This is a genomic window from Citrobacter sp. R-1.5.2, from assembly GCF_035064245.1.
GTDB lineage: Bacteria > Pseudomonadota > Gammaproteobacteria > Enterobacterales > Enterobacteriaceae > Citrobacter.
This window is the reverse complement of sequence record NZ_JASEYC010000007.1, coordinates 199192-211720: the sequence shown is the minus strand read 5'-3', so window position 1 is coordinate 211720 and position 12529 is coordinate 199192. Positions and strand designations below refer to the sequence as shown.

The following is a 12529-nucleotide window of genomic DNA, read 5'->3' as shown; positions in this document are numbered from 1 at the left end:
CTATTGCGTTTTCCCCGGCATGCGCGGGTCATCTTTGTATTCTGCGGTCGCAATCCAGGCCGCGCAGAACAAGGTCAGACGGGCGAAGAAGTAGAAAAATGCCATCAGCCCAAGTACAGAGCCAAATGCTGCGCCTGACGGTGATTGCACCAACGATGGCAGCGTGTACGTCATAATCATTTTGATCGCTTCAAAGCCCAGCGCGGCGATAAATGTGCCACGAATCAGCGCTCTCTTGCGCGGACGATGGCGCGGCAGGCGCCAGAAAATCCAGAAGAACAGCAAATAGTTGGCGAAAATGGAGATCGCCAGGCCAATCAACCGCCATGCGGGTTTCAGCCATTCAATGCCGTCGAGATACAGTGCCGAGATGATCATTTGCTGGGCAGAACCGGCAATGGAGGTAATCGACAGCGTAACGATCAACGCAATCAGCAATCCAATCAATGAGACAAAATCACGCAGGTATTTAACCCATATTTTTTCCTGATCCTGCGGTGTGCGTTCCCAGACGTCCCGCGACTGTGCACGAATAGCTTCACGCAGGTTTCCCATCCAGTTGATACCAGAGTAGAGGGCGATGCCAAGCCCCACCAGACCCACGGTGGTACGTTGCTGAACGGCAGTATTGATGGTGTTTTTCAGCGTTGAGGCCAGCGTCGGATCGCTAACGTTGAGCAATATTTTGCTGAAGATATCCTGTAATAACGTGGGGTGTGAGGCGAGTATAAAACCGGCCGCCGCAAACGACACCATCAGGATAGGGATCATCGACAGAAACGAGAAATACGTGATGGCTGCGCCAAACTGATTCCCCATTCGGTCATTAAAACGCTCTGCAGCGCGGATCAGGTGGGCGATAACAGGTTGACGTTGAATTTTATCTGCGAAGGTTATGGCTGTTTTCAGCGCCTGGTTCGCTTTGGCGTTTTTCACCGGCGTTGTGGTGGTTTGCTGTTGTTCAGGCGTAGGGTGTTTTGCGTCGTGTTCCTGCGTCATCCGATCGGTAGTCCTTATTTTGTTTACTCATGACATTATAGCCGCTCAGACCCACTTCCCGGAAAATGGGCTAATCCACATAGTTTTTCATCACACCGGTCAACCATTCCATGAACAGATGTACCCGGCGGGAAAGGTTACGGCGATGTGGATACAGCAAAGAAACGGGCATGGGCTCGGCCCGATATTGCGGCAGCACTTCAACCAGCGTACCGGCGCGAAGAGCTTCACGCACCCCGACGCGTGGTACCTGAATAATGCCCAGCCCGGCAAGGCATGCTGCATGATAGGTTTCGGTGCTGTTCACTGTCAGCATGCCGCCCGTTTTTACCCATGCAGTCCCATTGTCTGTAGCCACCTCGAAACCCTGTGCGCGCGTACCCAAATTCACCGAGTAATGCACTACAGCATGTGAGGCCAAATCCTCCAGACTTTCCGGATAACCAAAGCGGGCCAGATACTGTGGACTGGCACAGTTAATCTGTGTGAGTTTCCCCAGCGGTCGAGCAATCAACCCCGAATCTTTCAGTGTGCCAACGCGTACGACGCAGTCGAAACCCTCACGAATTAAGTCTACCAGGCGGTCACTGCTGCTGAGTTCAAGCTCCAGACCCGGATACTGATGCAAAAAGGTGGGCAGGCGGGGCATGACCAGATTTCTCGCCACGCCAACCGGCATATCGACGCGCAGCTTACCGCTGATACTGGCTGGATCGTGATGGAACAACCCATCCAGTTCATCCAGATTGCTCAACAGATCTTTTGCACGTTCGTAATAGATCATGCCGTCCTGCGTCAGCTGAACGCGCCGGGTGGTGCGGTGCAGAAGCTGCGTACCCAGGTGATTTTCCAGGGCCTGAATTTGGCGCGATACGCTACCTTTAGGAAGTCCAAGGGTGTCTGCCGCACGCGAAAAACTCTCCAGTTCTGCGACGCGGATGAACAACTGCATTGCGTGAATTTTATCCATTCCCATGCCCTATTGTTGTTCTGTATGAAACAGTAATGCGCAATTAGCGATATTTATTGTTCTTCTACCACCTAATAAGCTTTGTCTCAATCATCACAACACCTGAAATGAGGTTTCTTATGACGCAACGTATCGCATTAGTGACCGGTGGCGGTCGTGGGCTCGGTAAAAACGCGGCACTTAAGCTGGCGAACAAAGGAATAGGTATCGTCCTGACGTGGAACAGCAATGAAAAAGAGGCACAGCAGGTTGTGGATGAAATTCGGCAATCTGGTGGAAAAGCAGCGGCATTGCCGTTAAATGTCGGCGATATTTCAACGTTCCCATCCTTCGTGGAACAGATGAAGCACACCGTAAAGGCACAGTGGCAGAGCGAAGGGTTTGATTATTTATTGAACAACGCCGGAATCGGCATTAATGCGCCGTACTCTGCATTCACCGAAGCGCAATTTGACCAACTGATGAACATCCAGTTTAAGGGGCCATTTTTCCTGACGCAGAGTCTTCTTCCGCTGATGAACAAGGGGGGAAGGATCCTCAATGTCTCGACTGGTCTGGCGCGTTTTGCTCTACCGGGCTACAGCGCCTATGCCGCCATGAAAGGGGCGATGGAAGTGCTCACCCGCTATCAGGCTAAAGAGTTGGGGGAACGCGGTATTACGGCAAATATCATTGCGCCGGGCGCGATTGAAACTGATTTTGGCGGAGGGAATGTGCGCGATAACGCGCAACTGAATGCGTACATTGCCTCGCAAACGGCGCTGGGACGCGTCGGGTTACCGGATGATATCGGTGCTGCCATCGCCGCGTTGCTCAGCGATGAGCTCGCCTGGATGACGGCACAACGTATTGAGGTATCTGGCGGGATGTTCCTGTAACGCTGCAACGTGCTTATTCAATAGACGCAGTATCTGTTGAATGAGCACTTAATGCTATATTGTCATTTGTAACATATTCATTGTTTGTTCAGGATTTCTTATTTTCAGCTAAAAATGTATTCTCCGAAAAATTAATATTAATAAGGAGTTCTGACCCGCGATAAATGAGGAATATCTCAGAAATCTATCCTGTTCTGCCCGCTTTGTGTAATCCTTTTTTTTGAGCTGTAACTATTCATAACTCCTGCTTCTTTATTCTTCTGTTATCGGTAGAATGACCCCTGCCAAATGGTGAGTTCTTATTTTTCCTCGTGAATAATACCCTTTCACGTCTCAAAGCCACTATTTTTCAGACGGAGAGTTAATAATGCAGGTAATAATGTTTGACAGGCAGTCAATATTTATTCATGGAATGAATGTAAGTTTGCAGCAACGAATTCCAGGAGTGAATGTTCAGGGTGTCAGTCAGGCAGATGACCTTTGGCAAAAACTGGAAAACACCCCAGATGCGCTGCTTATGCTGGATGGCGATCTCGACGGTGTGTTTTGCTGCGGCTTGTTGCAACAGATTGCACACTCTTTTTCAACGGTGAAGGTGCTGATCTCAGCCACTGATTGCAGTAAGAAATGGCTGCAGGATGTGACGCAATTAAACGTGCTGGCCATTGTGCCACGTGACTCTGATGCTGAAACCTTTACTCTGGCGCTTAACAGCGTTGCGATGGGCATGATGTTTCTTCCCAGGGATCACTTAGCGACAAACGATAGCAGTAGGCAAAATATAAAAACATTAAGCGCCCGCCAGCGAGAGATCCTGACCATGCTGGCGGCTGGTGAGTCAAATAAGCAAATTGGTCGGCTGTTAAATATCAGTACCGGAACGGTAAAAGCCCACCTTGAGTCACTTTATCAGCGCCTGGAAGTTAAAAACCGTACTCAGGCGGCAATGATGTTAAATGAATTTCTATAATTGATATTTATTTCACGGCCAGACGCTATCTGGCTGTGAAATATTAACTGACCACATTTCTGCGTGACAAAAGCGCGTTATCCCAACACTTAGCATCCACGCAATAAAGGCCTCTTGTTGAAACGGGTCGTTAAGCTGAGGTTTATTTGTGCGTATTAATGCTTTGCAGATATCCAGATCCGCGAGCAACAGAGCCTCTGCCTGCGCCATTGAAATGGGGGTAACAAAGGTTTCATCGGGTGTAATTTCATGCCCGTAGCCAATGACCCATACACCATTTTTATCCTGATACTTTTCCAGCGACAGGCCCTGCCATTGCTTGATAAATGCAATACCGGCGGGGGTAAAATGAGCGGCGCAATGCGGCATAATGATTTCTCTTAAAAGAAAAACAGTATAAAGATAATTATCAGCAGACGTAGTTGCCATATGGCCATTTTTGGCCATAAACGCCTTACGACTTAAGGGGCGGCACTCACGTTTTTACCGGCTGAACATCCTGTCATCTCAGGCACTTTTCCCGATATGCTATTGCGAATCACCAGACATAGCCAGTCACTCTCCGTCATTGTGAGGCGGTCGCGCTGTTTTCAACACAGACACGGGTTTATCTCCAGAATTAATTTCAATGATTTTGCCGTTGTCACTGCAAAACACATTTATTTGTTATATGAATGTGTTCTAGTGTGCTGCGGCGCAATTCTGCGCAGTACCACGTTTATAAAAAGATAACGAATACATCGTGAGGCCGCACCTTTCTGGGCTCTTTTAGGGAAGATAATGACCAATAGCGCGTTACAGGCGACATGTGCGCCATTCGAACATTGTTTGGGGATCATCCGTCAGGCGTCGGTGGAAATTTTGCTGCTATTAGGCGTCCATGTGGCCGAGGGCAAAGATCCGCGCTGGTTTCTGGAGCAACTCGATCAGGCCCGACTGAATCTGGGAGGTTGGGGGGCTGTCGCCAGACGCTTGCAGATGAATGATGCGCAACTCAGCCAGTTCACGTTGCGTTTACGCCATCTTCAACAGAGTGTGCCTCAGTATGAAAGCGGTCAGGATGTCAGTGAAAACCAGCTGATTTCCGCGCTGCGTTTTGTGGCCGCACTGGAGCAATTACGCCAGCAACAGCCGCTCCTGAACTATCAAACCGATATCGAAATCGGGGGGCCGGATGCGCAGATGCGGGCGCAACGTCAGCTTCGCGCAATAGAGTTGACGCTCAAAGCCCTCGTCGCTCGGGTATGGCCAGATCAGCATCCGCTAAACAGTTTCCTGAAGCAGCACTTTGGCGCCGAACGCTTGCGCCGCTGGCTAAAGCTGGGCGAAGGGCGTGATGCGCTGGATGGCATGTTGTTTAGCGAACTGGCGTTGATGGTGGTCGATAAGAAGCTATTTGTTCGTCACTTTACGCAGATTTTTAATGATACGTCAGTGTTGATGCTGTTTGTCGAACCGCGCTTAACGCTGCGGATGTTTCTGGATGATTGCCGACTGGCACGAAACGCTGTCATTGCTCAGCAACCGCTGACGTCAGTACAGCTGATGCTGTTAAATTACCAGTACCAACAAATTACGCATTCTGTGCAGCGGGCGTTTGAAGAGCGCCGAACACGTATCAATCCCGCATCATATCTGGACTCTGATGAGTCGACAGTTCGTCAATTCTGGGAAACGGCAAGGCAAAAAGACGAGCAGGCTGGAGGCGATAAAAAGGAAATAGCCGACAGTATCGATCCTCCTGAAAAACGAGCGCAGCGCACGGCCGAAGAGCGCGAACAACTGATTTCCGGCATGCTGTGGGTGGCTGTCGGTGTCATGGTACTGGCGATCTCGCTGGGTGCTTTCTGGCTATTCAATGCACCCGCACCGCAAGCATCTTCAGGGCAAGCTGTTGAGATAGTACAGGAGGAGCCGCGGCGTGATGCACCTTCCGCGCGAGAATCGGTGACCCGAATGGGCATTACATGGGATACCTTTAATATGCGAGCGGCTATCGATCGCAACGATACCCGCGTCACGTCACTGTTCCTGCAAGGGGGTATGGACTGGAAGCTGGCGTGGACGGAGCAGGCATTTTCCGCGGGGAATACCGCCGTTCTGAAGCTGCTGCTGCGATATCCCTCACAGATGGATGAGGCCAGGCCCTGCCAGCAGTTTATGAATACGCTCAGCCATGCCATGTCGAATGGCGCATCACTAACGTCACTGCATAAAAGCTACCTACACAGTTTCTGCTCTACACCGGAGGTCGTTGCTCGTCAGCAGTATGATGTGGAACAGGCCCAACTGCGTGTGCGTGCAGATCCCAATGCAGAGAACAAGAAATGGCAGAAAATCCACACCGCGCTGTACGATGCCATTAACTAACGGCCCGATGCATTTCGTGGCATCAGGCCGTCAGACATTTACGGTTCACCGTACAAACCGATTAATCGGCGCACCACGCCATTCGTCCAGCCAAATCCGTCCTGCAGCGGATATTCCCCACCGCCGCCTTCGCGCGGCGTGCCGTCAGCGATATGGTACTTTTCAATTAGCTTGTGGTGTTCCTGATAAAAAATATTAACCGTCTTCAGCCAGTTACGGGCAATCTCATCGCCGAGATGGTCATCGCCATACAGTTTAAACCCCTGAATCGCCATCCACTGCAACGGTGCCCAGCCGTTGGGTTTATCCCACTGTTCACCGGTTTCATACTCGGTTGCTAAAATGCCGCCTGGCGTGAGTAAGCGACTGCGTACCGTGTTGGCGAGTCGGTCAGCTTGTTCATGGGTCGCCATGCCGACATACAGCGGAACGATGCTGGCAGCAGAGAAGAGGGCCATCTGCTCACGTCGCCAGTCGTAATCGCGATAGCAGCCATTTTCATCGTCCCACAAATAGCGGTTCACGGCGGCACGGCGGTCGCTGGCTTTCTGGCGAAACAGTGCTTCGGTATCTCGCTCTCCCTTTAATGCAGAAATGTTCGCAATCGTACTTTCCAGTTTGTAGAGGAATGCGTTCAGGTCAATCGGGATGAACTGAGTGGTGCGGATGCTGGCGAGGCGACCGGCATCGCGCAACCAACGTGATGAATAATCCCAGCCGGAGGCCGCACCCGCACGTAGATCCCGATAAACCTCATTTGGTGGTCGACCTGAATGCTTAGCCGTTTCTACATCTTCAAGCCAGGACTCATCGCGCGGGGTATCACGATCGTCCCAATAGCGGTTGAGCAGAGAACCGTCCGGCATTCTGATAACATGACGGTACGCCTGATTAAGTACCAGCGAGTCGGCACCATCCATCCAAAACGCGTACTCCATTTTGAGATGATCAAGATAGCGACGAGCGCCGCGTACGCCATCTTCTTCGAACAGTTCGACCATTAGCGCAAAGACCGGTGGCTGGGAGCGACTCAGATAGTAGGTGCGGTTACCGTTTGGGATGTGACCATAGTTTTCGATCATCCAGGCAAAGTTATCTGCCATACATTTCAGTAAGTCTTCCCGGCCACTCTCCGCAAGACCCAGCATGGTGAAGTAGGAATCCCAATAATAGGTTTCGCTAAAGCGTCCGCCTGGCACGATGTATGACTGCGGTAGCGCCAGCAGTGAAGACCAGGGAATATGATCCTGCGGCTCGCGAGTCAGCACTGGCCACAGTTGATCAATATGCTCTTTCAGCGAGCTTTCAGGGTCGGAAACATATTCGCTGGTGGGGGTTTCCGGCAGCCAAAAGTGGTTCTCGACAAAGCGTTGTAGGTCAAAGTCCCGGTGTCGTTTGACTTTACGATAGCGAATCAAAATATCCAGTGGGTCCATTCTGGGGGCGCAGTCGGGAAAGGTTTTGCTATCAGCAAACAGTTTTGATGACTGGACGTGCTCGAACAGTTCGAGGTAACGATCGGCGGGGGTTAACGCGTCCGAGGCGGGAAGTCCCTCAATCATTTCCGGTTCAGGCTCCGCCTCAATCATTTCATCCAGCTTTAACTCGCACGGATCCATTTCATAAAGTAGATCGACGTCGATCGTCAGTTCTTCTGAAGGGGCGTGGGGTAGTTTCTGGTTGAGCATAATGAGAAAGACCTCCGGTAACGGTTGAAATGCTAAGGCTATTGCCTGGTCGTCTGTTAAGCGTAGACATTCGCTTCGGTGCCGGGTGAGTAAAGCGTGCGGTCGATCACGTTTTTATGCTTATCAATAATAAAGAAATAAAACTATCCCAATGATAACAATGGGAAAATTATAATTCTTCGCAATCTAAAACTATTTCATTTTCAGAACATTCGATTGCAACGAGGTGTGAATAGAACCAGGTAACGGCTCATTCTTATAATAGGCGCAGGCTATTCTATCGATAGTTCCCGCCCATGTAATTGATTGATACTTATCAAAAAAGTAATCCCTCCATTTCCTATGATGGTCAGGTCTGACAAAGACTGTGCATTAATTATTCTAATTTTCTGGGTCACAATAACTCACAACAGTGAGGGTAAAATAATGAAAATCATTACCCGTCTTACCGCGATTGCTATAGCAGGCATCGTGATTTGTTATTTTGGATTATCCGGTTATGTGTGGTATCACGATAATCAACGTAGTAAACAAGCTGATGTTCAGGCTTCTACGCTGGAAGAAAATAATAAAGTATTAGGGTTTTTACGCGAAAAAGGATGCGATTATTGTCATACCCCTTCAGCGGAATTACCTTTCTATTCTTCTTTTCCTGTCGCTAAACAGTTGATGAATTACGATATTCAACTGGGCTATAAATCCTTCAATCTTGAAGCCGTACGTGCGGCACTGGTCGCGGATAAACCCGTTTCGCAAAGCGATCTGAATAAAATTGAGTGGGTGATGCAGTACGATACTATGCCGCCAACGCGTTATACCGCGCTGCACTGGGCCGGTAAGGTTAGTGATGCTGAGCGCAAAGAGATTCTTGGCTGGATCGCAAAACAACGCGAGCAGTACTACGCCAGCAGTGATACGGCAGCTCAACATCGCAACGAACCGGTGCAACCGATACCGGAAAGTATCCCGACAGATGCCCGTAAAGTGGCGCTCGGTTTCACGCTCTATCATGACCCACGGATTTCTGGCGACAGCACGATTTCTTGTGCGCACTGCCATGCCCTGAATGCGGGCGGTGTGGATGGCAGAAAAACGTCAATCGGCGTGGGGGGCGCGGTTGGTCCTATTAATGCGCCGACGGTATTTAACTCGGTGTTTAATGTGGAGCAATTCTGGGATGGGCGTGCGCCGACGTTGCAAGCTCAGGCGGGTGGCCCGCCGTTAAATCCGATTGAAATGGCGTCGAAATCCTGGGATGAAATTATCCAGAAACTGGATAAAGATCCGCTTCTGAAGCAACAGTTTATCGCGGTTTATCCGCAGGGATTTAGTGGTGACAATATTACCGATGCGATTGCTGAGTTTGAGAAAACACTCATTACGCCAAATTCACCATTTGATAAGTGGTTACGTGGTGATGAAACGGCGTTAACAGCCCAGCAAAAACAGGGTTATCAGCTGTTTAAGGATAATAAGTGCGCGACCTGTCATGGCGGTATTATTTTAGGTGGACGCTCATTCGAGCCTCTGGGGCTGAAAAAGGACTTTAATTTTGGCGAAGTCACCGCGGCAGATATTGGCCGGATGAACGTCACGAATGAATTACGTGACAAGCTGCGTCAGAAAGTACCGGGTCTGCGTAACGTTGCGCTAACTGCACCTTATTTCCATCGTGGCGATGTACCGACGCTCGATGGCGCGGTGAAACTGATGCTGCGTTATCAGGTGGGTAAAGAACTGCCACAGGAAGATATCGACGATATCGTGGCGTTCCTTGAAAGCCTCAACGGGGTATATACGCCGTATATGCAGGGTAAATAATTCCTGGCGTTATCCAGCCTGACACGTTTTGCAGGCTGGATAATTTTCCTCAATGAACGGGTATAACATGCCCGCTCGGTTGCAACAGCACGTCGATATCAGGCGATAAGTTAAGCTATTTCTTGCTCTTCTTCCTGCACGTAGCCTTCCTGTGCTTGTGCAAATATTTCGTTGGAGGAAACGAGAGCATGGTATCCCTGACCTTCAGGTTGAATAACAATCTTCAACGATTGAGAAAGGGGAACGCCGTTGTCTTTTTTGTTCTGACCGATGATTGCGCCGGGCGCAAAAGGCGCGACGGCAGTAGCGAAAGCCTGAACCATTTTCTCGCGACTAGCGTAATGTGATTTCTTGATGCTGAGGGCGTTACTGATGATAGCGCAGTCAATCATCGTTCCGGTCAACCAGTCGCATGATGAAGAGTAACCTGCACACCAACGCAAACCACTTCCCTGAGTGTGCTCTTTCAACAGTTGAGTTTTGGTTCCTGCAAAACACGATCCCAGCATCAACCCGCTGATGTTATTGTCTGCGGCTTTTTCTCTGACTGCTTGGAGAATATCTTTGAGCAGAATGCCACTGATGTGTGATTCGCTACCATGTGCTGCCACGTAAACAATCGTATTGCGAAAAACCTGCATACAAAGGCATTCAAGGGCAATTTCGAAGCTCTTTTTATTGTAGAAATTCAGAAAATAGACCTCAGTATCGCCCTGAAGTCTGGCGATCCCTTGAATAAAGGGAACGACCGAAGAACGATTTGAATCATGATCATCCAGTTTCCAGGGGGATTCAATGACCAGGATACAATTGCTGCTTTTACTTTTTGGCATGAAATATACACCTAAGTGAAATTATTCTTTTTTATTTGTGTAATAACTGTGTTTTTGAACTTTTATCTCGCCAGGCAACTCTGCAAATAATTGGACAAAAACGGTCTTGTTTCCAGGTAGTTAAACAGGTCATTTAAAGGTCCCTCTTATTTGTTATCCGTCCGGATAACGTCACAATTATTGGAATCTTTATGAACCTTAACGCTAAGCGTCAGGGGGCTACCCCTTTGTATTTGCAAAATACTCGTGAGAAGAATACTTTGCAACATCAAGGAGATAAACCCACGAAATTTGCTGTGTATGGCTTGCAAGAACACCAGCAATTTATAGACCAGCATATTCAGAGTCAGCCCGTAAAAGCGATTTTCTTTCGCAGTAATTTAATTAACAGTAGTTTCAAAAATATTCTTTTCGCAAATTTAACACTTAATCGTTGTTATCTCGAAAATCTTATTTTCGAAGATTGTGTCATGCGAAATGTTTGGTTTTCATACTGCGTGATCACACAGCCTGTGGTTTTACGACGTTGCAATGTGGCGGGAATGCGTCTGCTGAATGTGCATCGGAGGATGTTTGTTTTTGAAGAGTGTACCGGTGTCGGGGAATTACTCATTTCCTGACACCGGTCATTCGGGCGCTTAACGCATGGTGACGAATTCTTCAGCCGCAGTTGGGTGGATCGCTACGGTATTGTCGAAATCTTTCTTGGTTGCGCCCATTTTCAGCGCCACCGCGAAGCCTTGCAGCATTTCGTCCATACCAAAGCCGATGCCGTGAATACCGACAATCTTCTCTTCTGGTCCAACGCAGACCAGCTTCATGCGGCACGGTTGGCGGTGAGTGGTAACGGCGGTATACATCGCGGTAAACGATGATTTATACACTTTTACCTGATCATCACCGTGCTGTTCGCGTGCCTGCTGCTCGGTTAACCCTACAGTACCAATTGGCGGATGGCTGAAGACCACGGTTGGAATGTTGCTGTAGTCCAGATGCTCGTCCGGCTTGTTATTAAACAGACGTTCGGACAGACGACGGCCTGCGGCAACCGCAACCGGCGTCAGTTCAACGGCACCGGTATTATCGCCGACCGCATAAATACCAGGAACGCTGGTATTCTGGTATTTATCAACAACGATGTACCCTTTTTCGTTGGTTTTCACACCTGTTGCCGCCAGGTTGAAGTTGTCGGTTGCCGGTTCACGACCAATCGCCCAGATCAGGCAATCTACCGTTTCGCTACGACCATCTTCCAGTTGCAGAGTCAGGCTGCCGTCTGCATTTTTAACCACAGCTTTTGGGATAGCGTGGGTATGCAGAGTTGGGCCTTCAGTGTTCATCACTTCAACCAGTGTCTCGACAATCATCGGGTCAAAGCTACGCAGCGGTGCGTGTTTACGCACAAAGAGATGTGTTTGCGCGCCCAGACCGTTGATGACACCCGCCAGTTCAACGGCAATGTAGCCTGCGCCAACGACTGCCACGCGTTTCGGCAGTGCTGGCAGTTCAAAGAAACCATCGGAGTCGATGCCGTATTCCACACCCGGAATGTCCGGATGGCTTGGACGGCCGCCGGTGGCAATTAAAATATGATCGGCAGTGATCGTTTCACCGTTCACTTCAATGGTTTTAGCATCAACGAAGCGGGCAAAGCCTTTAATAACATCGACATTATTTTTACCCAACACATTATCGTAAGAGGTATGAATGCGATCGATATAGGCGGTACGGCTGGCGATCAGTTTATCCCAATCGAACTTATTAATAGTGGTGTCGAAACCATAATCCGGGCCGTACATATGAATAGCTTCGCGGATCTGCGCGGCATGCCACATCACTTTCTTCGGTACGCAGCCAACGTTGACGCAAGTGCCGCCTAACGCTTTGGCTTCAATCAGTGCGCATTTCTGGCCGTACATTGCCGCACGGTTAATGGAGGCAATACCGCCGCTGCCGCCGCCGATAGCGATGTAATCATAGTGCTTGGTCATGACCGCTCC

The 12529-nt window shown here is 49.5% G+C and carries 11 protein-coding genes; 5 read left to right on the top strand and 6 right to left on the bottom strand.

Translation table 11 applies throughout. The features are described from left to right. Window positions 1–999 carry an inner membrane protein YhjD gene (gene yhjD, locus QMN38_RS14890; RefSeq protein ID WP_202037475.1) on the bottom strand — a complete coding sequence of 333 codons (999 nt, stop codon included), beginning with the start codon at window positions 997–999 and terminating at the stop codon, window positions 1–3. 70 nt (window positions 1000–1069) lie between these two features. Further along, window positions 1070–1969 carry a LysR family transcriptional regulator gene (locus QMN38_RS14885; RefSeq protein WP_323605284.1) on the bottom strand — a complete coding sequence of 300 codons (900 nt, stop codon included), beginning with the start codon at window positions 1967–1969 and terminating at the stop codon, window positions 1070–1072. A gap of 119 nt (window positions 1970–2088) precedes the next feature. Between QMN38_RS14885 and QMN38_RS14880 the strand changes: the two genes are divergently transcribed. Both QMN38_RS14880 and QMN38_RS14875 read left to right on the top strand, forming a co-directional pair. Continuing rightward, window positions 2089–2847 (top strand): SDR family NAD(P)-dependent oxidoreductase, encoded by a 759-nt coding sequence (locus QMN38_RS14880; RefSeq protein WP_271440443.1) that lies wholly within the window; start codon window positions 2089–2091, stop codon window positions 2845–2847. 367 nt (window positions 2848–3214) lie between these two features. Then, window positions 3215–3817: a helix-turn-helix transcriptional regulator gene (locus QMN38_RS14875; protein ID WP_323605283.1), complete on the top strand. Its 603-nt coding sequence runs from the start codon at window positions 3215–3217 to the stop codon at window positions 3815–3817. Window positions 3818–3829: 12 nt separating this feature from the next. Here the strand turns inward: QMN38_RS14875 and QMN38_RS14870 are convergent, their stop codons facing one another. Beyond that, entirely contained in the window at window positions 3830–4186 is a 357-nt protein-coding gene (locus tag QMN38_RS14870) for a glycoside hydrolase family protein (protein WP_271441319.1), read from the bottom strand. Between the two features lie 411 nt (window positions 4187–4597). Between QMN38_RS14870 and QMN38_RS14865 the strand changes: the two genes are divergently transcribed. Beyond that, the gene (locus QMN38_RS14865) at window positions 4598–6187 is read left to right on the top strand and encodes an STY4199 family HEPN domain-containing protein (RefSeq protein WP_271456063.1); all 1590 of its coding nucleotides are present in this window, start codon (window positions 4598–4600) and stop codon (window positions 6185–6187) included. A gap of 38 nt (window positions 6188–6225) precedes the next feature. Here QMN38_RS14865 and QMN38_RS14860 read toward each other — a convergent pair whose 3' ends face one another. After that, window positions 6226–7875, bottom strand: a complete 1650-nt coding sequence (locus QMN38_RS14860; RefSeq protein ID WP_271448720.1) for an alpha,alpha-trehalase — start codon at window positions 7873–7875, stop codon at window positions 6226–6228. Window positions 7876–8301: 426 nt separating this feature from the next. On the opposite strand from QMN38_RS14860, the gene QMN38_RS14855 reads away from it, so the two are divergent. Beyond that, window positions 8302–9696 carry a cytochrome-c peroxidase gene (locus tag QMN38_RS14855; protein WP_323605282.1) on the top strand — a complete coding sequence of 465 codons (1395 nt, stop codon included), beginning with the start codon at window positions 8302–8304 and terminating at the stop codon, window positions 9694–9696. Window positions 9697–9806: 110 nt separating this feature from the next. On the opposite strand, the gene QMN38_RS14850 is transcribed toward QMN38_RS14855, so the two are convergent. After that, window positions 9807–10529, bottom strand: coding sequence for a hypothetical protein (locus tag QMN38_RS14850; protein WP_323605281.1), 723 nt, complete (start codon window positions 10527–10529; stop codon window positions 9807–9809). Window positions 10530–10720: 191 nt separating this feature from the next. Here QMN38_RS14850 and QMN38_RS14845 point away from each other — a divergent pair, with 191 nt between their 5' ends. Next, the gene (locus tag QMN38_RS14845; RefSeq protein WP_271441279.1) at window positions 10721–11149 is read left to right on the top strand and encodes a hypothetical protein; all 429 of its coding nucleotides are present in this window, start codon (window positions 10721–10723) and stop codon (window positions 11147–11149) included. A gap of 18 nt (window positions 11150–11167) precedes the next feature. Here the strand turns inward: QMN38_RS14845 and gorA are convergent, their stop codons facing one another. Continuing rightward, window positions 11168–12520: a glutathione-disulfide reductase gene (gene gorA / locus QMN38_RS14840; protein WP_323605280.1), complete on the bottom strand. Its 1353-nt coding sequence runs from the start codon at window positions 12518–12520 to the stop codon at window positions 11168–11170. Window positions 12521–12529: the final 9 nt, after the last annotated feature.